Raw genomic sequence first — 26,303 nt, forward strand, 5'->3', positions numbered from 1 at the left:
GCGCCAACAGCGCGGCAATAACCTGCTGAAAAACGGGCTTTCGCTATGCCGCTAAATTGTCCCGGGCAGAGTTATTCAAATGATCTCCTGACGCTCAGCGAAGCTCGCGTTTCAATACCATGCGGTGCCGCCATCGGCCGACGACAAAGCCCGTTTTAGGACGCCCTGTTTTGCGGCAGTCGCCGGGCGCTCACTATGGATAATTCTTATGCCAAAGACAAAAAAAAGGCCAGCGTTCTAGCTGGCCTGAGATAGTGCAGAGTCCGCTTACTTGCTGCCTGGACGCAGCGCCGGGAACAGGATCACGTCGCGAATGGTATGGCTGTTGGTAAACAGCATGACCATACGGTCAATGCCAACGCCCAGACCGGCGGTTGGCGGCAGGCCGTGCTCCAGCGCGGTAACGTAATCTTCGTCGTAGAACATCGCTTCGTCGTCACCCGCGTCTTTGGCATTCACCTGCTGCAGGAAACGTTCTGCCTGGTCTTGTGCATCGTTCAGCTCCGAGAAGCCGTTGCCGATTTCACGGCCGCCGATAAAGAACTCAAAACGATCGGTAATTTCCGGATCGACATCGTTACGACGCGCCAGCGGGGAGACTTCAGCCGGGTATTCGGTAATAAAGGTCGGCTGGATCAGATGCGCTTCCGCCGTTTCTTCGAAGATCTCGGTCACCAGACGGCCCAGCCCCCAGCTCTTCTCAACGTTAATCCCCAGAGACTGGGCGATGGCGACTGATTTTTCGAAGTCAGCAAGATCGGCCAGATCGGTCTGCGGACGATATTTCAGTATCGCTTCTTTCATCGTCAGTTGTGCGAAAGGCTTACCGAAGTCGAACTGCTGGTCGCCGTAAGGCACCACGGTGCTGCCCAGCACGTCCTGCGCCAGCGTACGGAACAGGCTTTCGGTCAGTTCAATCAGGTCTTTGTAGTCGGCATACGCCATATAGAGTTCCATCATGGTGAACTCTGGGTTATGGCGCGGCGAAATCCCTTCGTTACGGAAGTTACGGTTGATTTCAAACACGCGGTCGAAGCCACCCACCACCAGACGCTTCAGATACAGCTCCGGGGCAATACGCAGATACATATCAAGATCCAGCGCATTGTGGTGAGTGATAAACGGCCGGGCAGAAGCGCCGCCAGGGATCGCCTGCATCATCGGGGTTTCCACTTCCATAAAGTCACGGCCGACCATAAAGTTGCGGATACCGGCCATGATCTGTGAGCGGATCTTAAAGGTTTTACGTGAATCGTCGTTGGCGATCAGATCAAGGTAACGCTGACGATAACGGGTTTCCTGATCGGCCAGGCCGTGGAACTTGTCCGGTAACGGGCGAAGAGCTTTGGTCAGCAGACGCAGTTCGCTGCAGTGGATCGACAGCTCGCCAGTTTTGGTCTTGAACAACTTGCCGCGCGCGCCGAGGATATCGCCGAGATCCCATTTTTTGAACTGTTCGTTGTAGATGCCATCCGCCAGATCGTCCCGGGACACGTACAGCTGAATACGGCCACCGACATCCTGCAGGGTGACGAAAGAGGCTTTGCCCATGATACGACGCGTCATCATACGGCCCGCAACGCTGACCTCAATGCCCAGCGCTTCCAGCTCATCGTTCTCTTTGCCGTCAAATTCGGCGTGCAGCTGGTCAGATGTGCGGTCACGGCGGAAATCGTTCGGGAACGCCACGCCGGTTTCGCGCAGTGCCACCAGCTTTTCGCGCCGTGCTTTCAGTTCGTTGTTCAGCTCAAGTGCGGCGTCAGCGGCCTGCGGTTGTTGTTCAGACATGTGAGTTCCTTATAAACCTGCTTTCAAACTTGCTTCGATAAAACGATCCAGATCGCCGTCCAGAACCGCCTGAGTATTACGCGTCTCTACGCTGGTGCGCAGATCCTTGATGCGGGAGTCGTCCAGCACGTAAGAACGGATCTGGCTGCCCCAGCCAATGTCAGACTTGTTATCTTCCGCCGTCTGCTTATCCGCATTTTTCTTCTGCATCTCGTATTCGTACAGCTTGGCGCGCAGCTGCTTGAATGCCTGATCTTTGTTTTTATGCTGGGAACGGTCGTTCTGACACTGCACCACAATGTTGGTCGGTAAGTGGGTAATACGCACCGCCGACTCGGTTTTGTTAACGTGCTGGCCACCGGCACCGGAGGCGCGGTAAACGTCGATACGCAGATCGGCCGGATTGATTTCGATATCAATGTTGTCATCAACTTCCGGGTAGATAAATACCGAGCTGAACGAGGTATGGCGACGGCCACCGGAATCGAACGGGCTTTTGCGCACCAGGCGATGCACGCCGGTTTCAGTACGCAACCAGCCAAACGCATAGTCACCGATGATCTTGATGGTGGCGGATTTGGTTCCGGCCACTTCACCATCTGACTCTTCGATAATTTCGGTTTTAAAGCCTTTGGCCTCTGCCCAGCGCAGATACATACGCAACAGCATGCTGGCCCAGTCCTGCGCCTCGGTGCCGCCGGAACCGGCCTGAATATCCATATAGCAGTCGGCGCTGTCATATTCGCCAGAGAACATACGGCGGAATTCCAGCTCGCCGAGCTTCTTGTCCAGCCCGTCAAGTTCGTTGACCGCCTCGTTGAAGGTCTCTTCGTCTTCTGCTTCCACCGCCAGCTCCAGCAGGCCGGAAACATCTTCCAGCCCTTGCGTCATCTGGTCGAGGGTTTCGACAACGGCTTCTAATGCGGAGCGTTCTTTACCCAATGCCTGGGCGCGGTCAGGTTCATTCCAGACGTCAGGCTGTTCTAGTTCAGCGTTAACTTCCTGCAGGCGTTCTTTCTTGGCATCATAGTCAAAGATACCCCCTGAGCACGGTGCTGCGCTCGGTGAGATCCTGAATACGGTTTTTTACCGGATTAATTTCAAACATGGTTTTGAGATCTTTTTAGGTGATCGAAAAGGGCTTAAATGTAACCATGCAGTTTAACTGAAATAGCGCGCGGTTTGTAGTATTGAACACGCTTTGCCTGGCCGTGCCGCCATGAAATGGAGAACCGGGATGTCTGTCACCGATGCCCTGCTGGCCTTTACCCTTGCTGCTGCTCTGCTAACCCTGACGCCGGGGCTGGATACGGCGCTGATTTTACGCACTTCGACGGCAGAAGGAACGCGCAAAGCAATCGAGGCTCAGCTGGGGATTAATGCTGGCTGTCTGGCCTGGGCGACCGCTGTCGCCTTCGGACTGGGCGCACTGCTTGCCGTCTCTGAACTGGCCTACAGCCTGCTGAAATGGTGCGGTGCCGCGTATCTCGCCTGGCTGGGTATGCAAATGCTGTTAAAACCACGCAGCCAGATGGGCGCAGTCAGACTGGCACCGGGTGAACAGAACTGGTTTCTGCGCGGCTTTTTTGGCAACCTGCTGAATCCGAAGGTCGGTATCTTCTACGTCTCCTTCCTGCCGCAATTTATTCCAGCCGGACATTCGCCAATACTGTGGAGCTTTGGACTGGTACTGATCCATATAATGCTCGGCACCCTGTGGTCGGGTCTGCTGATCGGCTGTACGCGCCGACTGTCCGGCGCGCTGAAACGTGAGAAGGTTGTGAAGTGGCTGGATCGCACCACTGGCGGCGTGTTCCTGCTGTTTGCCGCGAAGCTGGCGCTCAGCCGCCGACCGGGGTAATCCCAAACAGCTGAGCTAAAGCGCCCAGAGATGGTCGATTATCAGCTGCACGCTTCGCGTGCCACGGAACTCATTGACGTCGAGTCTATAGGCCAGCTCGACCTGCTTCACGCTTGGATCCGGCCATAGCGCGGTATCGACGTTAAAAGCAATACCGTCCAGCAACGGCCCGCCGCCAATAGGCTCTATCATCACCTTCAGGTGGCGTTCCCCCACCAGCCGCTGCTGTAGCAGCCTGAACTTGCCGTCGAAGGTCGGTTCCGGGAATGCCTGCCCCCAGGGACCGGCTTCACGCAGCAGTTCAGCGGTGGGCAAGGTTAACTCCTGCGCCATCAGCTCGCCGTCGGACCACACCACGCCCTGTAGCGATTCCGCATCCAGCCAGTCGCCGACCAGATCGGCAAAGCGCTGGCGGAATTCGTCAAATTTTGCCTCTTCCAGTGACAACCCCGCCGCCATCGCGTGGCCGCCGAATTTGGCAATCAGCCCCGGATGCCGCGTATCCAGCCGCTCAAGGACATCGCGCATATGCAGCCCGGCAATGGAACGGCCGGAGCCTTTCAGCATGCCGTCCCCTGCCGGAGCGAAAGCAATCACCGGACGGTGAAAACGCTCTTTCAGCCGGGAGGCAAGAATACCCACCACGCCCTGATGCCATTCAGGGTGATACATGGCAATGCCCAGCGGCAGCGCTTCGCTGGCGTTCTCCAGACGGTTGCACAGCGCCAGCGCTTCCGACTGCATTCCCTGCTCAATCTCTTTACGCGTTTGGTTGAGCGCATCCAGTTCGCTGGCCAGCATCCGCGCCTGCCCAAGATCCTCACTGAGAAGCAGCGCCACCCCAACCGACATATCGTCCAGCCGACCGGCAGCATTCAGCCGTGGACCAAGAGCAAAACCTAAATCACTGGCCGCCAGCTGTCGGGCATCGCGGTTAGCAATCTCCAGCAGTGCGCGAATGCCGGGACGGCACTTACCGGCGCGAATGCGGCTCAGCCCCTGCCACACCAGGATGCGGTTGTTGGCATCCAGCGGCACCACATCGGCAACGGTGCCGAGCGCCACTAAATCCAGCAGTTCCGCCAGGTTCGGCAACCCGTTCACGCCGCTGTCACGCAGCCGGGCGCGCAGCGCCAGCATCAGGTAAAACGCCACCCCCACCCCCGCCAGCGCGCGCGAAGGGAATGCGCAGTCACTGAGGTTAGGATTCACAATAGCGTCCGCATCAGGCAGGATCTCGCCCGGCAGATGGTGATCGGTAACCAGCACCGCAATGCCTTTCTGATGAGCCAGCGCCACACCGGCAAGCGATGAGATACCGTTATCGACGGTAACAATCAGCTGCGCACCGCGTGCCGCCGCCTGCTCTACCACTTCAGGACTAAGACCGTAGCCGTCATCAAAGCGGTTGGGCACCAGATATTTGACGTTCTGCGCGCCCATACCGCGCAGCGACAGAACGGCCAGCGCGGTACTGGTCGCGCCGTCTGCGTCAAAATCACCCACGATCATAATGCACTGGTTGTCGGCTAACGCGTGTTGCAAGAGGGTGACCGCCTTTTCAATCCCGCTAAGGGATTGGAAAGGATGCAAATTTTTCGCTCCGCGCTCCAGTTCACTGGCACAGGAAACGCCACGATGAGCGTACAGACGGCGTAATAACGGGTTCAGATCGGCGGGAAGTGCGGCAACGTCCGCCGCCTCACGGCGACGGAGTTCAGTTTTACTGTTCACAAAAATCAGTCACCATTTTTCTGGCCATCAAGGAATTTCTTCAGTTCCTGCGCTCCCTGGTAGCCAGGGACCAGCGTGCCGTCCTGCAACAGCATGGCCGGAGTACCCTGAATACCGTACTGGGCGCCCAGTTTGAATTGCTGTGCAAGGTCAATCTTGCAGTCGGTCGCCTTCACGTCTTCACCTTTCATTGCCGCATCAAGCGCCTTGTTACGATCGGCGGCACACCAGATGGATTTCATTTTTTTCGCTACCGGGCCTTCCATCCCTTCACGCGGGAAGGCCAGATAGCGTACGGTGATCCCCAGCGCGTTATAGTCCGCCATCTGCTGATGCAGCTTATGGCAGTAACCACAGGTGATATCGGTAAACACCGTCACCACATGCTGCTCTTTCGCCGCTTTGTAAACGATCATCTCTTTACTCAGCGCGTCCACTTTCTTTTCCAGCAGCTTATTGGTGACGTTAACCGGGCGGCCGCCGCTGACATCATAAAGCGGCCCCTGGATGAAATGCTTGCCGTCATCGGTGATGTACAGCACACCGCTTTCACTCAGCACGGTTTTAAAACCCGGCAGCGGCGCAGGCTGGATCTCGGTCTGCTGTAAGCCCAGCTTGCTCAACGACTGCTGAATCGCTGCATCATCAGCGTTCGCCAGACCACTGGCTGCGGCTAATATCACCGAAAGTAACAGGTAATGCTTTTTCATAACTATGTCCTTATCGCCTTACATATGGGCTGTTTTAATGCTGATTCAGGCGCGTGGATGGTGCTGCTGATGCAGCTGTCGCAGACGCTCTGTCGCTACATGGGTATAAATCTGTGTCGTTGATAAATCGCTGTGACCTAATAACATCTGTACGACACGTAAATCTGCCCCGTGGTTCAACAAATGGGTTGCAAAAGCATGGCGCAGAACGTGGGGTGACAGTTTGTCGCTGTCGATACCCGCCAGTGTGGCGTAATGTTTGATGCGATGCCAGAAGGTTTGACGCGTCATTTGTTTCGCGCGGTTACTGGGGAACAACACGTCAATCGTCTGTCCATTAAGCAGCCACGGGCGGCCATACTCAATATACTGCTCGATCCAGTGCACCGCCTCTTCGCCCATCGGCACCAGGCGTTCTTTATTTCCTTTACCGATCACCCGTACCACCCCCTGACGCAGACTGATATCACTCAGGGTCAGACCGACCAGTTCCGTCACGCGCAGACCGGTGGCGTACAACAGTTCCAGCATCGCCTTATCGCGCAGTTCAATCGGCTGTTCCAGGCATGGTGCCTGTAATAATCTTTCTACCTGGGCTTCCGACAGATCCTTCGGCAGCCGCTGCGGCAGCTTGGGTGAGGAAAGCAGCGCGCTGGGGTCGTCTTCACGCAGCTTTTCCCGATAGAGGTACTGAAACAGACGGCGCATCGCGCTAAGCAGGCGCGCAGAACTGGTGGCTTTATAGCCACCCTCCAGGCGCTGCGCCAGGAACTCCTGCAGATTGAACACCTCAACGTTCAACAGCGACAGCTGCTGGTGCGCCAGCCAGTCACCGAGTGAGCGCAGATCGAGGCGATAAGAATCCACGGTATTTTGCGCCAGATTGCGCTCGATCCACAGGGCATCAAGAAATTGCTCAATCAGATCGTTATCCTGCACCACTTTCCCCTTTCCGCACCTTAAACGCGACAACATGGTGTTGAGCGCGTTTATCACTCAATTTCTGTCCAAATATCAGGCAGTCATGCCGACAGGTGCCTATTATGCCTTATTTATGTGCCTCTCTGATATCATTGCTGGATGGCTCTAAGGAAAATAAGGTGGGCCGAGGGACGAGGTAAGTGATTCGGGTCACCATTTAATATAGGTCAATATCGGTCAATAGTTCAATACACCGGCCTTAACGATGAGTTTATTTTATTGATGGAGTAGGTATGTTTATTGGCATTCTGTTCGCGCTGGCGGCTGGCATGATGTGGGGGCTGATCTTCGTCGGGCCGGTCATTGTACCGGATTACCCGGCAGCGCTGCAGTCGACTGCTCGTTATCTGGCGTTTGGGCTTGTTGCGTTACCGCTGGCCTGGTTCGACCGCCGCCGGCTGCGGCGTTTAACCCCCGCAGACTGGCTGGAGGCGTTGAAACTGACGGTTATTGGCAACCTGCTGTATTACTTCTGTCTGGCCAGCGCCATTCAGCGTACGGGCGCGCCGGTCTCAACCATGATTATTGGTACATTACCGGTGGTCATCTCCGTGGCGGCCAACCTGTTTTACGGCCACGAGGAAGGACAGCTGTCCTGGCGAAAATTAACCCCGGCGCTGTTGGTCATTTCGCTGGGGCTGGTGTTGGTCAATATTGCCGAGTTAAAGGCGAACGAGGCACCGGTTGACCCGTGGCGTTATGGCAGCGGTTTGGCGCTGGCCGTTATCGCAGTGGGATGCTGGACGTGGTTTCCTTTGCGTAACGCTCGCTGGCTGCGCAAGAATCCGGGAACACGGCCTGCCACCTGGGCCACGGCACAGGGCGTGGTCACGTTCCCGCTGGCGCTGCTCGGCTATATCGCCGTTTGTGGACAACTGAGCGTCACTGATACCGTATTTGCCTTGCCGTTCGGCCCACGGCCTGAAGTGTTTATTCCACTGATGCTCGCCATTGGCGTGCTTTGTTCGTGGATTGGCGCACTCTGTTGGAACGAAGCCAGTCAACGTTTGCCAACCGTTTTAGTGGGGCCTTTGATTGTCTTCGAAATTCTTGCCGGGTTGGCATATACTTTCTTGCTGCGCCAGGCGTGGCCTCCGTTACTTACCTTAGCCGGTATTGCCTGTCTGGTCGCCGGGGTTATCGGTGCTATGCGAGTCAAACCGGGGGCGCTGAAAGCCAGGATTTAACAGCATCAATTCGTCCATGTGGTCACGAAATTTTAAAGAACTTATATGAAAATCGGTCTGTTTTACGGCTCCAGCACCTGTTACACCGAGATGGCAGCAGAGAAAATTCGCGACTTTATCGGCGAAGATCTGGTCACGCTGCACAACCTGAAAGATGACTCGCCTGAACTGATGGAACAGTATGATTTGCTGATCCTTGGCATTCCAACCTGGGATTTTGGCGAGTTGCAGGAAGACTGGGAAGCGATCTGGACCGATCTGCCCAGACTCAACCTGCAGGGCAAAATCGTGGCGCTGTATGGCATGGGCGACCAGGGGGAATACAGCGAGTGGTTCCTCGATGCGCTGGGCATGCTGCATGAGGTGCTGACGCCTTCCGGCGTGCAGTTTGTCGGTTACTGGCCGCTGTCCGGTTATGAGTTCACCAGTAACAAACCCCTTACCGCCGACGGCAAGCGGTTTGTCGGCCTGGCGCTGGACGATATCAACCAGTTTGAGCAGACCGATGAGCGTATCGCCCAGTGGTGTGAGCAGATCCTGACCGAGATGGCGCAACTCCTGTAGCCGGGCTGCTCCGGCTGCGTCACTCCAGACGCTTTGGTCATCCACCAGGCGATCGGTGAAGCGTTCACGGTTGGTTCTGCCTGGCCGGAAAGCAGGCCTGGCAGAACCAACCAGCGGCCGGCGCTATCCATTCCCCTGCTCCTTATTGTTCAGCAACTGCATACGTAACCGACGCCAGTGACTGTCTGCCATGCCGTCGGCGAACAGCCACAGCCGTTCACGCTCCCCTTTGGCATCACGCAGTGACAGCAGGATCGCCTGCCGGGTAAGCCACGGGCGGGAAAGGATGCGCCACTCGCGCTGCCGCCAGCGTAGCGCATGTCCGCCCAACAGGGCGACATCACCCTGGCGGCGGCGGATGCGCCGCCGGCTGCGTATGCACTCCAGCAGTACCAAAACCAGCAACAGCATCCGTACCAGGCCAGCGCTGGCGGGCCATGCAGGCAGTAGCAGCGCCAGCATCACTGCCCCATGCAGCAGCAGCGAAAGCCGCTGTGCCAGCTTTGACTGACGCAGTTCACATTGCCACAGGACCACGTTGTTTATTTCTCTGCTGGATAAGCAACACCATCCTTTTCAGCTCCGCATCTGCCGGCTCTCCGTGATTCATCAGCCAGTTAAACAGATCCGGATCGTCGCTCTCTAACAGGCGGACAAACAGACGCTTATCGCCATCGTTCAGCGAGTCAAATTCGTACTGAAAAAACGGCATGATCGAGATATCCAGTTCGCGCATGCCGCGACGGCATGCCCAGTGAATACGTGATTTATTTGTAATATCCATGTCACTCAGCAACGGTTAACCAAACATGGCACGTAGTGTAGCGCTTTTTTGCTACGCTGTTGATGCGCTATTCATCAGCGTGCGAGATGCCACGCAAACCGCGTAAGCGGTTGTCGGATTATCGCGCGATTTGTGCCACAGCACCCGGAAACCGGTTGCAAAGCGGAGCCGCTCTTTTAACATGAGTAGCAGATTTCACTACATTGATTAATTCAGGACTGAATCATGCCAACTATTTCTTTCCCGCCTCGTCAACCGGTGGCATCGACTCGTCTGCCGCTGACGCTGATTTCACTGGAAGAATGGGCGCTGGTGAATGCCAGCGGTGCGGACCATATCAGCTATCTGCAAGGCCAGGTGACGCTGGATGTCGCCGCCCTGCCCCCCAACCAGCATAGCCCTGCCGCGCACTGTGATGCCAAAGGCAAGATGTGGAGCAATCTGCGTCTGTTCCACCGCGCCGACGGCCTGGCCTACATTGAGCGCCGCAGCCTGCTTGATAACCAACTGAGCGAGCTGAAAAAGTATGCGGTGTTTGCCAAAATTTCCCTTACCGCCGATGATGAATCCGTGCTGCTTGGCGTGGCGGGTTTCCAGGCGCGTGCCGCGCTGGCGAACCTGTTCAGCACGCTGCCGGATGCGGCATCTCCGGTGGTACAGCAGGATAACAGCACGCTACTGTGGTTCAGCCTGCCTGCCGAGCGCTTTCTGCTGGTAACAACGGCAGAAAAAGCCGCCGGCATCGCTGACACGCTGGCGGGTGAAGCCCGGTTTAACGACAGCGCCCAGTGGCGGGCGTTGGATATCGAAGCCGGTTTGCCGATTATCGACGCGGCTACCAGCGCCCAGTTTATCCCGCAGGCCACCAACCTGCAGGCGCTGGAGGCGATCAGCTTCAAAAAAGGCTGTTACACCGGGCAGGAGATGGTAGCGCGTGCCAAATTCCGTGGTGCCAATAAACGCGCGCTCTATTGGCTGGCCGGTAAAGCTGGCGTCGTGCCGCTGGCAAACGAGGCGCTGGAGATGAAAATGGGCGAAAACTGGCGGCGCACCGGCACCATTCTTGCCGCCTGCCAGCTCGACAATGGTGACGTCTGGGTACAGGCGGTGCTGAACAACGATCTGGCTGCCGATACCGTGCTGCGCGTGCAGGGGGATGAGGGCGGCCAGCTGGCGATCCAGCCTCTGCCCTACGAGATCACCGCAGGATGATCACTGCGGCGTGAGATACAAATAGATAGCGAAAAAATGGCAAAGCGAGCCACCGAGTACAAAAACATGCCAGATTGCATGGTTGAAAGGGATGCGCCTGGCGACATAGAAAATCACCCCGAGAGAATAAATTATCCCGCCGGCAGCCAGCAGCCAGACGCTGCCTGCCGGCAGGCGCATCACCATCTGATACAGCACGATCACCGACAGCCAGCCCATCAGGATATAGGTGACCAGGGAAAGCGCCGCAAAACGGTGGGCAAACGCCAGCTTAAAGATGACCCCAATCAGCGCCAGCCCCCAGATTATCGCCATCAGCCAGTGTGCCAGCGGCGACTTCAGCCCAACCAGCAGAAACGGCGTATAGGTTCCGGCAATCAACAGATAAATGGCCGAATGGTCGAGTTTTTTAAGCCAAAACTTTGCCCGTTCTCCCGGGATGGCGTGATACAGCGTAGAAGCCAGAAACAGCAGGATAATCGTGCCGCCATACAGGCTGTAGCTGGCGATGGCCAGTGTGTCAGCGCCGGCATCAAGCGCCTGTCTCAACATGAAGACTAAACCGATGATACCCAGCAGGCAGCCGACCGCATGGGTGATGCTGTTGGCAACTTCTTCCGCCAGCGAATAATCCGTCGTCACAACTTTCTCTTTAGCCATCATTTCCCACATCCTTACTTAGCAGGCTTCGTCACCGCAGCATGCCGCAACGGAAAATGCATCACGTCTATCCTGGGTGAGAATATCTTCAGGGTACACTTGTACGCTAAAATATAGCATTTCACTTTTCTGTACAAATTCTCACGAGAATTACGCAATCGTTTACCCTACAATATTGACCACTTTTTCCGGAACATAAGTGAGATCGGTAAATGTCTGACAGGGCAACACCCTTAGATTTTGGCGCGATGACAGAGGTAGTGCAGTTCCTGATAGAGCTGGATAAGCTGAAAGCCGTGGAGCGTCGTACCTGCCTGCTAAACAACGCCCGCCAGGAAAACTCCGCCGAGCATAGCTGGCATCTGGCAATGGCGGCGATGAGCCTCGCGCCCTTTGCTCCGGAAGCCGTGGATCTCCCGCATGTGATACAGCTGGCGCTGCTGCATGACGTGGTGGAAATTGATGCCGGTGACGTGATGGTTTACGACATCGCCGCGCGCGAGGCGATTCAGCAGCAGGAAGTGGCTGCCGCAGAGCGCATATTTGGCCTGCTGCCCGATGGGCTGAAGCAGCGCTTTCGCGCGTTATGGGATGAGTATGAAGCGGGAGAAAGCATTGATGCACGCTTTGCCAATATGCTTGACCGTGCGCTACCGATTATGCTTAACCTGCATAATGAGGGCCAGAGCTGGCGCGAAAATGGCATCCGTCTGCAACAGGTCGAAGCGCGAAATGTGCAGCTGGCCAGCCAGTGGCCGGAATTATGGTGCCACCTGAAAAAGCATCTGGATGACGCGCAGGCTAAGGGCTGGTTGCTGTAGCATGCTTCCTGTCAGACAGAGAGCTGGCTGCGTTCAGCCCTTTATCTGCTGGCATAGCTTATCCTGAACAGCGGTGCTCACCGGCGCTGCCTTTCATCGTCCTCCCGCTGCATCAACGATCGACCCGGTAATATGCGAGGCGTCATCACTAAGCAGCCAGGCGATGGCGTGGGCGATCTCTGACGGCTGACCACCACGCTGCATCGGAATGGCAGCCGCAACGTGCCAGCAGTAACGCGGTCGCCCGGCCTGTGCCGCGACTGGCTCCGGTGACCAAAGCAATATGCATAGTGTGGCCTCAATGAGAAAAGGGTTGAGCGTAAAAACGGCTCAACCCTTATACAGCAGTTTGCATCGGCAAGGGTTACTGGTATTCGCTTAACGGTACGCAGGAGCAGAACAGATTGCGGTCACCGTATACATCATCCAGGCGTTTCACCGTTGGCCAGTATTTATTTGCACTACCGGCCGGGAACACCGCCAGCTCACGCGTATAGGGGTGACTCCACTCGCCGACAATATCCATCTGGGTATGCGGTGCATTGACCAGCGGGTTATCGGCAGCGGGCCATTCGCCGTTTGCCACGCGGTCGATTTCATTGCGGATCGCCAGCATCGCATCAATAAAGCGGTCCAGTTCAACTTTGCTTTCGGATTCGGTTGGTTCCACCATCAGGGTGCCCGCTACCGGGAATGACATGGTGGGCGCATGGAAACCGTAGTCGATCAGGCGCTTGGCGATATCCAGCTCGCTGATACCGGTCTGCTCTTTGATCGGACGGATATCCAGAATACATTCGTGCGCCACGCGGCCATCGCGCCCGGCATACAGAATCGGATACGCCGACCGCAGGCGGCGGGCAATATAGTTGGCGTTGAGGATCGCCACCGAGCTGGCCTGCTTCAACCCTTCCGCGCCCATCATGCGGATATACATCCAGCTGATAGGCAGTATCGAGGCGCTACCGAACGGCGCGGCGGAAACGGCTCCCTGGGTGGTCAGTACCCCTGCAAGCGGCACAACGCTGTGCCCCGGCACAAACGGTGCCAGGTGCGCCTTAACGCCGATCGGCCCCATGCCCGGCCCACCGCCGCCGTGGGGAATGCAGAAGGTCTTATGCAGGTTAAGGTGCGACACATCCGCGCCGATATAACCCGGCGTGGTGATGCCCACCTGGGCGTTCATATTGGCACCGTCGAGATAAACCTGGCCACCGAATTGGTGGACGATCTGGCAGACTTCACGAATGGTCTCTTCGTACACGCCGTGAGTTGACGGGTAGGTGACCATGATGCAGGAGAGCGCGTCCGCCGCCTGTGCGGCCTTATTGCGTAAGTCGTGCAGGTCAATATTGCCCTGTTTATCACAGGCGACCACCACCACCGTCATCCCTGCCATCTGCGCCGAAGCCGGGTTTGTCCCGTGTGCCGAAGCGGGGATCAGGCAGATATGGCGAGAAGATTCATTACGGCTTTCGTGATAACGCCGGATGGCCAGCAGCCCGGCATATTCGCCCTGTGCACCGGAGTTTGGCTGCATACAGAGCGCATCGTAGCCGGTCAGCTGCACCAGCCACTGTGAGAGCTGGCCGATCATGTGCAGATATCCCGCCGCCTGCTCTGTCGGGCAGAACGGGTGCAGCTCGGCGAATTCCGGCCAGGTGATCGGGATCATCTCTGCTGCCGCGTTCAGTTTCATGGTGCAGGACCCCAGCGGGATCATCGCCTGATTCAGCGCCAGGTCTTTGCGTTCCAGGCTGTGCATATAACGCATCATCGCGGTTTCACTGTGATGACGGTTAAACACCGGATGGGTGAGGATAGCGTCCTGGCGCAGCATGGCGGCAGGGATGGCGTTTGCGTCGGCATCCAGCGCCTCAATGCTTAACCCGTGCTGCGCGCCGAGCAGGATTGAGAACAGCGCCATCACATCCTCACAGGTGGTGGTTTCATCCAGCGTGATGCCGACCGCGTTCAACAGGTCGCTACGCAGATTGACGCCAAAACTCAGTGCGCGGTCGAGCACTGCCGCTTTATCCGCTACTTCCACCGTCAGAGTGTCAAACCAGCTGGAATGACGCAGCTTCAAGCCGCCCTGCTGTAAGCCGGAGGCGAGGATATCGGTCAGACGGTGGATGCGGCTGGCAATACGCTTCAGGCCAGCCGGGCCATGAAACACCGCGTACAGGCTGGCGATATTGGCCAGCAGCACCTGTGAGGTACAGATGTTGGAATTGGCTTTTTCACGGCGGATATGCTGTTCACGCGTCTGCATCGCCATGCGCAGTGCGCTGTTGCCCGCCGCATCACGCGAGACGCCGATAATGCGCCCCGGCATCGAGCGTTTGTGTTCATCACGCGCGGCAAAGAAGGCCGCGTGCGGGCCGCCGTAGCCCATCGGTACGCCGAAGCGCTGTGCGGAACCAAAGACAATATCAGCCCCCTGCTTACCCGGCGACTGCAGCAGAACCAGCGTCATCAGGTCGGCGGCCACGCTCACCACCACTTTGCGGCTCTTCAGCGCGGCAATCAGCGCACCGTAGTCATGGACTTCGCCACCGGTTCCCACCTGCTGCAACAGCACGCCGAAAATATCTTCCAGCTCCAGCACTTTCTCCGCTTTATCCACCAGCACGTCAAAACCGAAGGTTTGCGCACGGGTACGCACCACGTCCAGCGTCTGCGGATGAACATCATCGGCCACAAAGAAGCGGTTGGCGTTTTTCAGCCTGCTGACCCGCTTCGCCATCGCCATCGCTTCGGCGGCAGCGGTCGCTTCGTCCAGCAGTGAGGCGGAGGCAATATCCAGCCCGGTCAGATCCAGGGTTAGCTGCTGAAAGTTAAGCAACGCCTCAAGACGCCCCTGGGAAACTTCAGGTTGATAAGGGGTATAGGCGGTGTACCAGCCGGGATTTTCCAGCATGTTGCGCAAGATAACCGGCGGCGTCAGAACCGGGGTGTAACCCATGCCAATACAGGATTTGTAGCGCTGATTTTGTGCCGCAATCGCCTTTAACTCGGCCAGCGCCAGATGCTCGGTCAGCGCTTCGCCAATCGGCGGCGGGCCGGGAAGCTGGATGTCGGCGGGCACAATCGAGGCAATCAGATCGGTCAGAGACGCAGCGCCAATGGCGTGCAACATGGCTTGCTGCTGCTCCTGCGACGGTCCGATATGGCGCTCAATAAAGGCACCGTGATGTTCAAGCTGGCTGAGTTTCTGGGTCATGGGCGGTAAATCCTGCATCGGACGGGTAAGACGGAGCGCGGGAGTTCACCCCGCGCCGGTGGTGACAAAAGCTATTCGGCGATCGCTGCCCGGTAAGCCGCAGCGTTAAGCAGGGTTGCCAGCTCGCTCTCGTCGCTCGCTTTAATGCGGAACAGCCAGCCGTCACCGTACGGGCCGCTGTTGACGCGCTCCGGCTCTGATGCCAGCGCGCTGTTGACTTCGATAATTTCGCCACTGAGCGGAGCATAAATATCCGAAGCGGCTTTTACCGATTCCGCCACGGCGCAGTCATCGCCCTGGCTATAGTGATTACCCACTTCAGGCAAATCGACAAACACCATGTCGCCAAGCAGCTCCTGTGCATGCTCGGTGATCCCCACGCGGTAGCTGCCATCCGCTTCCTGGCGCACCCATTCATGGCTGTCGCGGTATTTCAGTTCATTCGGTACATTGCTCATTGACATATCTCCGGGAGACAAAATTAGTTCGTTACCGGTTTTCCGGCGCGGACAAAAACAGGTTTGGTCACGGTGACCGGCATGGCGCGGTTGCGGATTTGCACCACCGCCTGGTCGCCAATGCCGGCCGGGACGCGGGCCAGGGCAATGCTGCACCCCAGCGTCGGAGAGAACGAACCGCTGGTGATAACGCCTTCAAGCATGTTGCCGTCGGCATCGCTGAAGCGCACCGGGAGTTCGTTGCGCAGCACGCCTTTTTCGGTCATGATCAGACCGACCAGCCGCTCCGTGCCTTTGGCGCGCTGCAGCTCCAGCATCTCGCGCCCGATAAACTGGCGGTCTGACGGTTCCCAACCGATGGTCCAGCCCATATTGGCGGCCAGCGGGGAAACCGTCTCGTCCATCTCCTGTCCGTACAGGTTCATACCGGCCTCCAGGCGCAGCGTATCGCGTGCGCCAAGGCCGGCAGGCTGAACTCCGGCGGCCAGCAGCTGCTGCCAGAGTTCAGCCGCCTGTTCATTCGGCAAAGCGATTTCATAACCCGGTTCGCCGGTATAGCCGGTGGTGGCGATAAACAGTTCACCCGCCTGCACGCCAAAGAAGGGTTTCATCGCGCTGACAGCATCACGCTGGGCATCATCAAATACGCGTTGCGCTTTGCACTGCGCGTTCGGCCCCTGCACGGCGATCAGCGACAGATCGTCACGCTCGGTCAACTCCACGCCGTACACGGCCGCATGCTCTGCTACCCACGCCAGATCCTTCTCGCGGGTTGCCGAGTTCACCACCAGGCGGAAAAAATCTTCGCTGATAAAGTAGACGATCAGATCGTCGATCACCCCGGCGGAGGCGTTCAGCATCGCGGTATACAGGGCTTTGCCCGGCCGGGTCAGTTTGGCGACATCATTTGCCAGCAGATAGCGCAGAAATTCGCGCGTGCGTGCGCCACGAAGATCGACAATGGTCATATGAGAGACGTCGAACATACCGGCATCGCGGCGTACCGCATGGTGTTCATCCATTTGCGAACCGTAGTGCAGCGGCATCATCCATCCGTGAAAATCCACCATCCTTGCGCCGCTGGCCTGGTGCTGTGCGAATAACGGGGTTTGCTGAGTCATATTATTCCTGTCGCTGATTTCCGGTTGCTGATAGCGCCTGTTGCCGCCACCAGCGGCCTGACGCAAACGTTATCCTTGTTCCGAACTTATCATTGAATTTGCCCATTAACCATAAGGTAAACGAGGCCGAGTCCGGGCTAAGGCAAAATGCACCGCCGTTGAGCTTCCAGCTTTTTGCACTGGGAAAACGCGAATTGACGCACATAAATGGTAAATAACCGTCTAAAATGCAGTTTAAAAATAGATGACAGGCGCATATTTAATAAAAAATGACTGGGCAGATGCGCCAGTAGCATTATTTAAACTAATGCGAATGATTGCGTGGAATTAGAATATTTCAAACGATGTGCGAAAATGGGGCGTCAATATAACTGCTATCTGAATATCAACTCTGTGACTCAAAGACGAATGAAATCCGGGCCGATCACTGCCACAATGCAGCCCCGATCCGTAAGGCGGATGACCCTCTGCTGCCGCAAGCCGGAAAGCAGCGACCTGATTTCCCGGCTACCACTGACGTCCAGGCTGCTGCTTATCTGTTCCCTGCCGGTAAAACTGTACAGACCGTCTGCGGTGGCCAGCGTTTCGAAGCGCCGGTGATGTCCCTCCGCCAGAAATGCGGCATAACGTGCCGGACTCACCCAGGATAAGGCTTCCAGCGTGTCACGCCAGGCCATCAGAAGAAGGTGAAGTGAAGCGTTAGTACCGTACACGGGGCGACGATAGTCCGGTTTTCCTGTAGAAGGATCTGCATACTGAAATTTCCAAATGGCTTCATGATGTGCCAGACGATTACGCAGCTCGCGGATACGGCTGAACTTACGCGCGATGATATGGTGTGGCGTGCCCGGCGGCTTGCCGGAAAAGACATCTGCGATCAGGTGCGGCCACAGCAGGCTGCGGTTGCGGGGCTCGTCATATTCCGGCGTCAGAAACTTGGTCCAGAAGCCGAAGTCCAGCCCGGAGATGACGCGCTCAGCCGTCACCGCCTTTCCTGCATCCGTTATGCGTTTCGAGACTTTCCGTATACAGTCCTCTTCCCAGGCGGTCCTGTCGTAAACCGGCATGCCGCGGCGGTAGCGGATGTTGCCTTGCCGATCCAGCGCGTATCGCTTTCCCTGACGGATCCAGGCTTTGTCACCCATATAACGCGGCAAGTCAAATATCCAGTTGGCATCAGTGCGCCACAGGTTTACCGCACCGGGAGGTGGGTTATGACGGATGGCATAATCTATACTGTTACGCAGCGTAATCTCAAGGCAGTGCATCAGGGGCTGCATCGCACTGCACAGCGCCTTGTTCCAGTTGTACCCGCCCAGCGCTTCGTCCGGCTTCAATTTAAGCACGTCAATGTAAACTTTCAGGCGATCGGCGGAAATATAGTCTTCGACGTTCATGAAAGGCTCCGGTGCCAATAGCCGAGGCTATTGACCCTATCGTCAATACTTGTTAGTATATTTTTATCAAGGCTCAGATTTCTTCGGACCTGAGCGTACAGTTAGTACCGGAAAAGCCACCCTCGCGGTGGCTTTTCTCGTTTCAGTCATCACACAATCGAAAGGATCGAGAAAAGCCGCTGCATTATCACACCGATCCCGTTCATCTCCTTCATAAAGTACTCGTTGCTTATCAGGCGCAATGCAGGATGCGGAGACGACCGCCTGCACATGAAAACGTCCCTCTTTTGCACACAATGCCGATCATCTTAAATGAAAGGCATCAGGCAGAAGCCCCCCTGCAAGCACACGGCGCTAGCGCAGCCAGTCGGGCAAATCGTGCAGGCCCATCGCCTGTTTCAACAACCGTGGCTTAACTCCCGGCAGGTTATCAGCCAGCGCCAGGCCAATATCACGCAGCCATTTTTTCGCCGGATTGTTGCCGTCAAACAGTTCGCGGAACCCCTGCATGCTGGCCAGCATGACTGCGGCGCTGTGTTTGCGGCTGCGTTCGTAGCGGCGCAGATAAAGGTGCTGACCGATATCTTTGCCCTGCTGGTGCAGGCGGCGCACTTCGCCAATCAGTTCCGCCGCATCCATAAAGCCAAGGTTAACCCCCTGCCCGGCCAGCGGATGAATGGTGTGGGCAGCATCGCCGACCAGCGCCAGACGATGGGCAGCAAAGCTGCGCGCGTAACGCCCCATTAACGGGAAAGTTTCGCGCTCGCTGGCCAGCTCGCACAGGCCAAGGCGCAGATCGAAAGCCACCGACAGCTGCTGATTAAACAGCGCCTCCGGCATCTCCTTCAGGCGTGAAGATTCCTGTGGCGACAACGACCAGACGATGGAGCTAAGGTGCGGATCGCTGAGCGGTAAAAAGGCCAGAATGCCGTCACCGTGAAACACCTGACGCGCCACCGACTGATGGGGATTTTCCGTGCGGATATTGGCTACCAGCGCATGGTGCTGATAGTCCCAGAAGGCAAGTGGAATATCGGCTTTGTTACGCAGCCAGGAGTTAGCCCCGTCTGCCGCCACCAGCAGGCGGGCGGTCATCATGCTGCCATCCTGCAAGGTCACGAAAGCTTCGTTATCGCCAAAGGCCACCTGTTGCAGCTCGCCCGGGGCAATCAGCGTGATATCGCTCAGGCTTTGTGCTCGTTGCCACAGCGCCTGATGGACAACCCGGTTTTCGACGATATGGCCGAGATGCGCCAGCCCCTGCTGCTCATCGTCAAAGGCGATATGACCGAAACTGTCGCGATCCCAGACTTCCATCCCGTGATAAGCGCTGGCGCGCATGCTCAGAACCTGGCTCCAGACGCCAAGATGCTGGAGTAAACGTTCACTGGCGGCATTTATCGCAGATACACGCAGTGCGGGCGGCGCATCGCTGGCGGGCGCGGCCGGCTGCTCACGCTCCAGCACCGCCACGCGCAGTCCGCTGCCCTGTAAACCACAGGCCACCGCCAGCCCGACCATACCGCCTCCGGCGACGATCACATCATAGCTTTGCATTACTGCTTTCTCCTCAACGCTTAACCCAGCCCAGCGTTCGCTCGGCAAGCAAATTTCGTAACGACGGCATATTATCCATCGCCATCAGTCCCAGATTGCGCCCGATCACCAGCGGCGCATAGCGGTTAGCAAAAATTCTCACCAGCCCATCGGTAATGCCGATGGTGGCCCGGGCGTCCGGCTGACGGCGCTGCTGGTAATGTTGTAGCGTGGCATAGTCACCCACGCCCTGCCCGCTGTGCCAGGACGTCGCCAGCGTTTCTGCCAGCGACATCACGTCACGCATCCCCAGGTTAAACCCCTGGCCGGCGATGGGATGCAGGGTCTGAGCGGCATTACCGACCAGCGCCAGACGATGAGAAACATGCTGAGTTGCGGTCTGCAACTGCAGCGGATAACTGTGCCGTTGCCCCACCTGAGTCAACCGCCCAAGCCGCCAGCCAAAGACGCGCTGCAGGCGCGTAAGGAATTCATCATCGCTCCAGCTATCCACCCGCGCTTTCTCTGCCAGCGGATGGCACCATACCAGCGAACTGCGGCCGTCCGACATTGGCAGCAGCGCCAGCGGGCCGTGAGCGGTAAAGCGCTCAAAAGCCCGCCCCTGATGCGCCAGCTCGGTAGATACGTTGGCAATGACCGCCACCTGCTGGTAATTCGCGTTTTGCCACTGCATACCGCAATTCGCTGCAACCTGAGAACGTGCTCCGTCCGCCGCTACCAGCAATTCACCATCGAGCCGTTCGCCGCTGGACAGTACCACACTGACGCCATTCTGTGAGCGTTCAACCCGGGCGACCTTATCCGGACAGCGCAGCGTTATACCAGGTGCCTGCTGAAGACGGTCAAACAGCCGTTGCCCGGCCTCATGCAGTTCCACTACCTGGCCTAACGCCGCTACGCCATAGTCGGCAGCGTCGAGCGAAACAAAGCTGGCATGGCCGCAATCGCTGACGTGAACGTGAGTAATGGCGGTGGCTACGGGGGCCAGTAACGGCCAGAGGTCAATCGCGGCCAGCTGCTGACAGGTGCCTTCAGCCAGCGCGATTGCGCGCCCGTCGTAGCCCGGATGGGCGCGACTGGCAGGAGCGGTAGCTTCAACCAGCGTTACCGCCAGCTCTCCCTGGGTTAGATGAGAAATAGCCAGCGCCAGCGTGGCTCCGGCCATCCCCCCCCCTGCAATAATGATGCTCATGGCTGTTTCGCTGCCGCCATCAGTGCTTCGATTTCATCGGCATCTTTTACCACCGAGGCCGTCAGGTTTTCATTACCGTCGGCGGTAATAAGGATGTCATCTTCGATACGAATACCAATACCGCGATACTCTGCCGGTACATCAGCGTCCGGGGCGATATATAAACCGGGTTCAATAGTCAGCACCATCCCCGGTTGCAGAATGCGGTCACGGTCAACTCCGTAGTGCCCAACGTCATGCACGTCCAGCCCGAGCCAGTGGCTCAGGCCGTGCATAAAGAACTGACGATGGGCATTTTCAGCAATCAGCGTATCAACGTCGCCCTGCATGATCCCCAGTTTAACCAGTCCGCTGACCATCATTTCCACCACTTCCGCCGTCACCTCGCGGATGCTGGTGCCAGGACGGTACAGTTCCAGCGCGCGGTTAAGGGAAGCCAGCACGATATCGTAGACGGCGCGCTGCGGAGCGCTGAACTTGCCGCCTACCGGGAAAGTACGCGTGATATCCCCGGCGTAACCTTTAAGTTCACAGCCGGCGTCTATCAGTACCAGCTGACCATCATGCATCTGGCTTTCGTTTTCGGTGTAGTGCAGGATGCAGGCATTTTCACCCGCGCCGACAATGGTGTTATAGGAGGGGAAACGCGCGCCGTGGCGGTTGAATTCGTGCTGGATTTCCCCCTCCAGCTGATACTCGTACATACCGGGGCGCGACTGCTGCATGGCTCGCGTATGGGCCAGCGCGCTGATGCGCCCGGCCTCACGCAATACGGCCTGCTCTTCAGCGGACTTAATCAAACGCTGTTCATGTACCCATGGACGCCAGTCGGTGAGCGTGGCGGGGGCAGAGAGATTCTGGCGTGAACCCCGACGCAGTTTCTCCAGCGCGCTGAAGACGATGCCGTCAGCAAAAGCGTACTGCCCCTGTGCGTGATAGATAACGTCCAGTCCATTCAGCAACAGGTGGATCTGGTTTGCGATATCATCCCAGGGCAACGCACGGTCAACCGCCAGCTTTGCGGGTGCAGCCTCCTGCCCAAGGCGGCGTCCAAACCAGATTTCCGCCTTGAGGTCACGCTGGCGGTTAAACAACACGTTGTGATGATGATTGTCTGCGCTTTTTATCAGCAATAGCAATGCGTCTGGTTCGTTAAAACCGGTGAAGTACCAGAAATCACTGTTCTGCCGGTAAGGGTACTCACTGTCGTTGCTGCGAGTCACTTCCGGGGCGGCAAAAATCAATGCCGCGCTGGCCGGAGCCATTTTCGCTAACAGCGCCTGGCGGCGGCGCAAAAACTCTTGCTGGGTCATTCAACCTCCTGAATGCAAATTCGTTAAATCACCACTGACGGCGGGTTGCGCTTAATGCAGCGTCGGTTTTTTCATCTCGACGTTGGTGGGTGCGACCACCCGGGTAAAGGTATCGTGGCACAGTAATGCCGCCACGCGCACATACTCAATGACCTCTTCCAGCGACTGCTCCAGCTCTTCCTGGTCTTCATCTTCATCATAACCGAGCTGGGCAATAGTGCGTAGATCGTCGATCGCTTCTCCGGTTTCACCCTTCACTTTGTCGAGTTTTAGCTGCGTAACGCCTAACCCCAACAGGAAGTGATTTACCCAGCCGGCAAGCGCATCGGCGCGGTCGAATACGCTGATGTCATCGTCTTCCGGCAGCAAAAGCTGGAAAAGAAAACCATCATCGTCCAACGAATCAGCTGTTGCATCGTGCAACTGCTGCAAAGGCTGAGCCAGCGTCTGTGGCCAGGCCATGCCTTCATTGGTCAGATCGTGCGCCAGAGTTTGCCAGCGCCCGGCGCTGCCGCCGCAGATTAAGCCGCTGATCAGGCCATGCATTTCTGCAGGAGTCATGCCGACTCCCTGCTGTGTGAGTACTGCGGCCAGAGCGTTGTAACCCGGCGTGGTATTGGTTAGTGACATACGTTTTGGCCGTCGTTGGCTGGATAAGTTCGTGTTATGCTACCACCAGGTGCCTCGATGATTCCAGAAAGGGGTTGTTTCTTATATTTGGGGTAGTTATAGTGACTCCCGTTCCAAACCCTTGAGCGGTAAGGATGATTGCGGGTACAGTAATCAGTCAGGAAGGTGGCATGTCTGCACAACCGGTAGATCTTCAAATTTTTGGCCGTTCATTACGAGTAAATTGTCCGCCGGAACAGCAAGATGCGCTGAACCTGGCTGCTGAAGACCTCAATCAACGGTTGCAGGACTTAAAAGTTCGCACTAGAGTCACTAATACCGAGCAATTAGTGTTTATTGCTGCACTGAACGTTTGCCATGAACTGGCGCAGGAAAAAGTCAAAACCCGTGACTATGCGTCAAATATGGAACAGCGTATTCGCATGCTGCAACAGACCATTGAACAGGCGTTGCTTGAACAGGGTCGTATTACTGAACGTACCGGAACGAACTTCGAATAACACTTTAGCGTTAGCTGTGATAGAGTGACGTTGAAGCACAAAATTTCTCTGAGGTGTTTGCAAGCGGGCCAGTCCCCTGAGCCGATATTTCATACCAAACAGAGTGTGGTGCTCTGTAACCTGTGTGTATGCTCGGTCCGTCCGAGAAACCTGATGGTTGCGACGGCATGCTCACCTTGAACCAAGGGTTCAAGGGTTACAGCCTGCGGCGGCATCTCGGAGATTCCATTTTATTTCTGCTCTACCCAGTCATTGACAGGTTCTGCACCACCCGGCAATCTGCACTCTCTGTAAAATAATCCGCGTTAAGCCTGCACGGCACACCGAATCCGCCGGCTCTGCCATCAACGTGGACAGTCCCGTACCGGAGATGCCCCCTTTATATGAAGCCCGATATGCGCGACCGTCAGGATATCCGTCACCACATCCGCCGCCTGCGCCGCCTGCTTAGTAATGAACAGCAACAGCTTGCCGCCGTGCAGGCAGCTGAAAAGGCGTTGAATTTTTCCCCAATACGACAGGCGAAAAACATTGCGCTGTTTCTTTCCGTCGATGGTGAACTCAATACACACCCGCTGATAGCCCGGCTCTGGCAGCGTCAGCAGCATGTTTATTTGCCGGTGCTGCATCCGTTCTCGCGGGGTAACCTGCTGTTTATGCACTACGACCGTCAGACCGAACTGAAAATTAACCGTCTGCGCATCCCGGAGCCGCCGCTGGATATTCGTCACCTGTTGCCGCTGAGCGAGCTGGACGTGGTGATGGTGCCGCTGGTGGCGTTTGATAGCGCTGGACAGCGCTTAGGCATGGGCGGAGGGTTTTACGACAGGACGTTGCAGCACTGGCAGCAGCACGGTTTTTTACCGGTGGGGCTGGCGCATGACTGTCAGCAGGTGGAGAAACTGCCGGTGGCGGAATGGGATGTTCCCCTGCCTGCATTGATCACGCCGTCGAAAATTTGGCAATGGTAACCCTTATCATGCGTAGCCCTCAAACCGCCGAAGTGGATCCCCGACCTTTACCTCGAAGGTAAGGGCCGCGGATTCAGCCTCTCTGTCATGCCATTTTAGTACAGCAGACGGGCGCGAACGGTCCCCGGAATCGCCTTCATTAACTGCAGCGCTTTATCGGCGGTCTCCTGCGGCGCTTCCACATCAATCACCACATATCCCATCTGCGGCGTGGTTTGCAGATATTGAGCGGAGATATTGATGCCCTGCTCGGCAAAAATCTGGTTGATCGCCGTCAGTACGCCGGGACGGTTTTCATGAATGTGCATCAGACGACTGGCGTTAGCACCGTGCATCGGCAGGGAGGCTTCAGGGAAATTCACCGCTGACAGCGTAGAGCCGTTATCCGAGTATTTCGCCAGCTTGCCTGCTACTTCAATACCAATATTTTCCTGCGCTTCCTGAGTGGATCCACCGATATGAGGCGTCAGGATCACGTTATCAAACTCACACAGCGGTGAATTGAACGGATCGCTGTTGGTTGCCGGTTCCATCGGGAACACGTCAATTGCCGCGCCCGCCAGGTGCTTTTCCGCCAGAGCATTGCATAAAGCAGGAATATCCACCACCGTACCGCGTGAGGCGTTGATCAGCAGCGCGCCTGGCTTCATCTGCGCCAGCTGTTCCGCCGCCATCATATTCTGGGTGGACGGGGTTTCCGGTACGTGCAGGCTTACCACATCGCTCATATTCAGCAGATCAGAAAGCTGTTGCACCTGGGTGGCATTACCCAGCGGCAGCTTGCTTTCGATATCATAGAAGAATACGTGCATACCGAGACTTTCAGCCAGTACCCCCAGCTGCATGCCAATATGGCCATAGCCAATGATACCCAGCTTCTTGCCACGCGCTTCATAGGATCCCACCGCCAGCTTGTGCCACTGTCCACGGTGCGCTTTGGCATTTGCCGCCGGAACGCCGCGCAGCATCAGCAACAGCTCGCCGATAACCAGTTCAGCGACGGATCGGGTATTGGAGAAAGGCGCGTTAAACACCGGAATACCGCGCTTCGCCGCTGCATCAAGATCCACCTGGTTAGTACCGATGCAGAAGCAGCCAACGGCCACCAGTTTCTCCGCCGCAGCGAAGATCTCTTCAGTGAGATGAGTACGCGAACGCAGTCCGATAAAGTGCGCGTCGCGGATGGATTCTTTCAGTGCATTGCTATCCAGCGCGCCCTTATGAAATTCGATATTGGTGTAGCCCGCCGAGCGCAGATTATCAATTGCACTTTGATGCACGCCTTCCACCAGCAGGAATTTAATCTTGTCTTTCTCCAGTGATACTTTTGCCATTTCCCGTTCCCGACCTTATTTAGCAGACTTCAGATGTGGCTGAATACCCCTCATTTTTCCTGTTACAGATGCGCTGGCCGCCCCGCTCACTTCAGTGATTTGGGAAAAACGCTGGCTTGTCGCCTTGCTGCACCAGGAAATCCGGTGAGGATATTAAGATAGCCTTCTGCCAAAATAACAAAATTTACGCCAGCAGCAATACAAACGATTGCCTTGCCTTCAGCACGGCTAGCCTGTGCGTCAGTACAAAGCGGCAGAAAATCGTGGCGCAACACCTTGCATCAGGAGGATCGCGCAGCGGA

Annotated in this window: 25 protein-coding genes, 1 other RNA gene and 1 pseudogene; 8 read left to right on the plus strand and 19 right to left on the minus strand. The window is 56.7% G+C overall.

Features of this window, described 5'->3' with window-relative positions; all coding sequences use genetic code 11:
• Positions 1 to 267 precede the first annotated feature (267 nt).
• Positions 268 to 1,788, minus strand: coding sequence for a lysine--tRNA ligase (lysS, locus tag EPYR_RS14685; protein WP_012669162.1), 1,521 nt, complete (start codon positions 1,786 to 1,788; stop codon positions 268 to 270).
• Positions 1,789 to 1,797: 9 nt separating this feature from the next.
• Positions 1,798 to 2,896 (minus strand): peptide chain release factor 2 gene (gene prfB, locus EPYR_RS14690; protein ID WP_104945017.1). Its coding sequence is split into 2 segments (ribosomal slippage): positions 1,798 to 2,820 and positions 2,822 to 2,896, totalling 1,098 coding nucleotides; the frame shifts between segments, so codons are not numbered across the junction.
• A gap of 129 nt (positions 2,897 to 3,025) precedes the next feature.
• Between prfB and EPYR_RS14695 the strand changes: the two genes are divergently transcribed.
• Complete coding sequence (locus tag EPYR_RS14695; protein ID WP_012669164.1) at positions 3,026 to 3,649, plus strand: LysE family translocator; 624 nt, start codon at positions 3,026 to 3,028, stop codon at positions 3,647 to 3,649.
• A gap of 15 nt (positions 3,650 to 3,664) precedes the next feature.
• On the opposite strand, the gene recJ is transcribed toward EPYR_RS14695, so the two are convergent.
• Genes recJ through xerD form a run of 3 tightly spaced genes read right to left on the minus strand, consistent with a single transcriptional unit; the run spans position 3,665 to position 7,032 of the window.
• A complete protein-coding gene (gene recJ / locus EPYR_RS14700; protein WP_012669165.1) occupies positions 3,665 to 5,383 on the minus strand; it encodes a single-stranded-DNA-specific exonuclease RecJ in 1,719 nt (572 codons plus the stop codon).
• A gap of 5 nt (positions 5,384 to 5,388) precedes the next feature.
• Positions 5,389 to 6,093, minus strand: coding sequence for a bifunctional protein-disulfide isomerase/oxidoreductase DsbC (gene dsbC, locus EPYR_RS14705; RefSeq protein WP_012669166.1), 705 nt, complete (start codon positions 6,091 to 6,093; stop codon positions 5,389 to 5,391).
• Positions 6,094 to 6,138: 45 nt separating this feature from the next.
• On the minus strand, positions 6,139 to 7,032 hold the full coding sequence (gene xerD, locus EPYR_RS14710) for a site-specific tyrosine recombinase XerD (RefSeq protein WP_014543356.1): 894 nt from the start codon (positions 7,030 to 7,032) through the stop codon (positions 6,139 to 6,141).
• Positions 7,033 to 7,307: 275 nt separating this feature from the next.
• On the opposite strand from xerD, the gene EPYR_RS14715 reads away from it, so the two are divergent.
• Positions 7,308 to 8,261, plus strand: a complete 954-nt coding sequence (locus EPYR_RS14715) for a DMT family transporter (protein ID WP_012669168.1) — start codon at positions 7,308 to 7,310, stop codon at positions 8,259 to 8,261.
• Between the two features lie 45 nt (positions 8,262 to 8,306).
• Positions 8,307 to 8,825, plus strand: a complete 519-nt coding sequence (fldB, locus tag EPYR_RS14720; protein WP_012669169.1) for a flavodoxin FldB — start codon at positions 8,307 to 8,309, stop codon at positions 8,823 to 8,825.
• Between the two features lie 123 nt (positions 8,826 to 8,948).
• Here fldB and EPYR_RS14725 read toward each other — a convergent pair whose 3' ends face one another.
• Both EPYR_RS14725 and sdhE read right to left on the minus strand, forming a co-directional pair.
• Positions 8,949 to 9,362: a protein YgfX gene (locus EPYR_RS14725; RefSeq protein ID WP_014539414.1), complete on the minus strand. Its 414-nt coding sequence runs from the start codon at positions 9,360 to 9,362 to the stop codon at positions 8,949 to 8,951.
• The gene (gene sdhE / locus EPYR_RS14730) at positions 9,343 to 9,609 is read right to left on the minus strand and encodes an FAD assembly factor SdhE (RefSeq protein WP_012669171.1); all 267 of its coding nucleotides are present in this window, start codon (positions 9,607 to 9,609) and stop codon (positions 9,343 to 9,345) included. Before sdhE ends, EPYR_RS14725 begins: the two co-directional genes overlap by 20 nt.
• 225 nt (positions 9,610 to 9,834) lie before the next feature.
• Between sdhE and ygfZ the strand changes: the two genes are divergently transcribed.
• Entirely contained in the window at positions 9,835 to 10,821 is a 987-nt protein-coding gene (ygfZ, locus tag EPYR_RS14735; protein ID WP_012669172.1) for a tRNA-modifying protein YgfZ, read from the plus strand.
• Here ygfZ and trhA read toward each other — a convergent pair whose 3' ends face one another.
• The gene (gene trhA, locus EPYR_RS14740) at positions 10,822 to 11,481 is read right to left on the minus strand and encodes a PAQR family membrane homeostasis protein TrhA (protein ID WP_012669173.1); all 660 of its coding nucleotides are present in this window, start codon (positions 11,479 to 11,481) and stop codon (positions 10,822 to 10,824) included.
• A 212-nt stretch (positions 11,482 to 11,693) separates the two neighbouring features.
• Between trhA and EPYR_RS14745 the strand changes: the two genes are divergently transcribed.
• A complete protein-coding gene (locus EPYR_RS14745; RefSeq protein ID WP_012669174.1) occupies positions 11,694 to 12,302 on the plus strand; it encodes an HD domain-containing protein in 609 nt (202 codons plus the stop codon).
• Positions 12,303 to 12,395: 93 nt separating this feature from the next.
• On the opposite strand, the pseudogene EPYR_RS19530 reads toward EPYR_RS14745, so the two are convergent.
• The 9 genes and pseudogenes from EPYR_RS19530 to EPYR_RS14785 form a co-directional block, all read right to left on the minus strand.
• A pseudogene (locus tag EPYR_RS19530) lies at positions 12,396 to 12,524 on the minus strand (SDR family oxidoreductase); the annotation flags it as partial.
• A gap of 142 nt (positions 12,525 to 12,666) precedes the next feature.
• On the minus strand, positions 12,667 to 15,528 hold the full coding sequence (gene gcvP, locus EPYR_RS14750) for an aminomethyl-transferring glycine dehydrogenase (RefSeq protein ID WP_014539418.1): 2,862 nt from the start codon (positions 15,526 to 15,528) through the stop codon (positions 12,667 to 12,669).
• A gap of 71 nt (positions 15,529 to 15,599) precedes the next feature.
• Positions 15,600 to 15,986 carry a glycine cleavage system protein GcvH gene (gcvH, locus tag EPYR_RS14755; RefSeq protein ID WP_012669177.1) on the minus strand — a complete coding sequence of 129 codons (387 nt, stop codon included), beginning with the start codon at positions 15,984 to 15,986 and terminating at the stop codon, positions 15,600 to 15,602.
• Positions 15,987 to 16,009: 23 nt separating this feature from the next.
• Positions 16,010 to 17,107, minus strand: a complete 1,098-nt coding sequence (gene gcvT, locus EPYR_RS14760) for a glycine cleavage system aminomethyltransferase GcvT (RefSeq protein ID WP_012669178.1) — start codon at positions 17,105 to 17,107, stop codon at positions 16,010 to 16,012.
• A gap of 398 nt (positions 17,108 to 17,505) precedes the next feature.
• Complete coding sequence (locus tag EPYR_RS14765) at positions 17,506 to 18,504, minus strand: Abi family protein (RefSeq protein ID WP_012669180.1); 999 nt, start codon at positions 18,502 to 18,504, stop codon at positions 17,506 to 17,508.
• 354 nt (positions 18,505 to 18,858) lie between these two features.
• Positions 18,859 to 20,061 (minus strand): FAD-dependent 2-octaprenylphenol hydroxylase, encoded by a 1,203-nt coding sequence (gene ubiI / locus EPYR_RS14770; RefSeq protein ID WP_012669181.1) that lies wholly within the window; start codon positions 20,059 to 20,061, stop codon positions 18,859 to 18,861.
• A 13-nt stretch (positions 20,062 to 20,074) separates the two neighbouring features.
• On the minus strand, positions 20,075 to 21,253 hold the full coding sequence (gene ubiH, locus EPYR_RS14775) for a 2-octaprenyl-6-methoxyphenyl hydroxylase (RefSeq protein WP_012669182.1): 1,179 nt from the start codon (positions 21,251 to 21,253) through the stop codon (positions 20,075 to 20,077).
• Complete coding sequence (gene pepP, locus EPYR_RS14780; RefSeq protein WP_012669183.1) at positions 21,250 to 22,566, minus strand: Xaa-Pro aminopeptidase; 1,317 nt, start codon at positions 22,564 to 22,566, stop codon at positions 21,250 to 21,252. Before pepP ends, ubiH begins: the two co-directional genes overlap by 4 nt.
• 51 nt (positions 22,567 to 22,617) lie before the next feature.
• A complete protein-coding gene (locus tag EPYR_RS14785; RefSeq protein WP_012669184.1) occupies positions 22,618 to 23,196 on the minus strand; it encodes a YecA/YgfB family protein in 579 nt (192 codons plus the stop codon).
• A 170-nt stretch (positions 23,197 to 23,366) separates the two neighbouring features.
• Between EPYR_RS14785 and zapA the strand changes: the two genes are divergently transcribed.
• The 3 genes from zapA (at position 23,367) to EPYR_RS14795 (ending at position 24,667) form a co-directional block, all read left to right on the plus strand.
• On the plus strand, positions 23,367 to 23,696 hold the full coding sequence (gene zapA, locus EPYR_RS14790; protein ID WP_012669185.1) for a cell division protein ZapA: 330 nt from the start codon (positions 23,367 to 23,369) through the stop codon (positions 23,694 to 23,696).
• A 42-nt stretch (positions 23,697 to 23,738) separates the two neighbouring features.
• Positions 23,739 to 23,923, plus strand: a non-coding RNA gene (gene ssrS / locus EPYR_RS19540) — 6S RNA.
• 156 nt (positions 23,924 to 24,079) lie between these two features.
• Positions 24,080 to 24,667, plus strand: a complete 588-nt coding sequence (locus EPYR_RS14795; RefSeq protein WP_012669186.1) for a 5-formyltetrahydrofolate cyclo-ligase — start codon at positions 24,080 to 24,082, stop codon at positions 24,665 to 24,667.
• Positions 24,668 to 24,762: 95 nt separating this feature from the next.
• Here EPYR_RS14795 and serA read toward each other — a convergent pair whose 3' ends face one another.
• Both serA and EPYR_RS19545 read right to left on the minus strand, forming a co-directional pair.
• A complete protein-coding gene (serA, locus tag EPYR_RS14800; RefSeq protein WP_012669187.1) occupies positions 24,763 to 26,001 on the minus strand; it encodes a phosphoglycerate dehydrogenase in 1,239 nt (412 codons plus the stop codon).
• 86 nt (positions 26,002 to 26,087) lie between these two features.
• Complete coding sequence (locus tag EPYR_RS19545; RefSeq protein WP_012669188.1) at positions 26,088 to 26,276, minus strand: hypothetical protein; 189 nt, start codon at positions 26,274 to 26,276, stop codon at positions 26,088 to 26,090.
• Positions 26,277 to 26,303: the final 27 nt, after the last annotated feature.

This window comes from Erwinia pyrifoliae DSM 12163 (genome assembly GCF_000026985.1).
Classification (GTDB): Bacteria; Pseudomonadota; Gammaproteobacteria; order Enterobacterales; family Enterobacteriaceae; genus Erwinia; species Erwinia pyrifoliae.

Bases quoted from the DNA above. Each gene is read 5' to 3' on its own strand.
- lysS (WP_012669162.1), bottom strand. From the start codon at position 1,788: ATGTCTGAACAACAACCGCAGGCCGCTGACGCCGCACTTGAGCTGAAC.
- pepP (WP_012669183.1), bottom strand. From the start codon at position 22,566: ATGACCCAGCAAGAGTTTTTGCGCCGCCGCCAGGCGCTGTTAGCGAAA.
- fldB (WP_012669169.1), top strand. From the start codon at position 8,307: ATGAAAATCGGTCTGTTTTACGGCTCCAGCACCTGTTACACCGAGATG.
- ubiH (WP_012669182.1), bottom strand. From the start codon at position 21,253: ATGAGCATCATTATTGCAGGGGGGGGGATGGCCGGAGCCACGCTGGCG.
- ubiI (WP_012669181.1), bottom strand. From the start codon at position 20,061: ATGCAAAGCTATGATGTGATCGTCGCCGGAGGCGGTATGGTCGGGCTG.
- ygfZ (WP_012669172.1), top strand. From the start codon at position 9,835: ATGCCAACTATTTCTTTCCCGCCTCGTCAACCGGTGGCATCGACTCGT.
- EPYR_RS14765 (WP_012669180.1), bottom strand. From the start codon at position 18,504: ATGAACGTCGAAGACTATATTTCCGCCGATCGCCTGAAAGTTTACATT.
- trhA (WP_012669173.1), bottom strand. From the start codon at position 11,481: ATGGCTAAAGAGAAAGTTGTGACGACGGATTATTCGCTGGCGGAAGAA.
- gcvH (WP_012669177.1), bottom strand. From the start codon at position 15,986: ATGAGCAATGTACCGAATGAACTGAAATACCGCGACAGCCATGAATGG.
- EPYR_RS14695 (WP_012669164.1), top strand. From the start codon at position 3,026: ATGTCTGTCACCGATGCCCTGCTGGCCTTTACCCTTGCTGCTGCTCTG.
- EPYR_RS14745 (WP_012669174.1), top strand. From the start codon at position 11,694: ATGTCTGACAGGGCAACACCCTTAGATTTTGGCGCGATGACAGAGGTA.
- gcvP (WP_014539418.1), bottom strand. From the start codon at position 15,528: ATGACCCAGAAACTCAGCCAGCTTGAACATCACGGTGCCTTTATTGAG.
- zapA (WP_012669185.1), top strand. From the start codon at position 23,367: ATGTCTGCACAACCGGTAGATCTTCAAATTTTTGGCCGTTCATTACGA.
- sdhE (WP_012669171.1), bottom strand. From the start codon at position 9,609: ATGGATATTACAAATAAATCACGTATTCACTGGGCATGCCGTCGCGGC.
- dsbC (WP_012669166.1), bottom strand. From the start codon at position 6,093: ATGAAAAAGCATTACCTGTTACTTTCGGTGATATTAGCCGCAGCCAGT.
- EPYR_RS14715 (WP_012669168.1), top strand. From the start codon at position 7,308: ATGTTTATTGGCATTCTGTTCGCGCTGGCGGCTGGCATGATGTGGGGG.
- serA (WP_012669187.1), bottom strand. From the start codon at position 26,001: ATGGCAAAAGTATCACTGGAGAAAGACAAGATTAAATTCCTGCTGGTG.
- EPYR_RS14795 (WP_012669186.1), top strand. From the start codon at position 24,080: ATGAAGCCCGATATGCGCGACCGTCAGGATATCCGTCACCACATCCGC.
- EPYR_RS14785 (WP_012669184.1), bottom strand. From the start codon at position 23,196: ATGTCACTAACCAATACCACGCCGGGTTACAACGCTCTGGCCGCAGTA.
- gcvT (WP_012669178.1), bottom strand. From the start codon at position 17,107: ATGACTCAGCAAACCCCGTTATTCGCACAGCACCAGGCCAGCGGCGCA.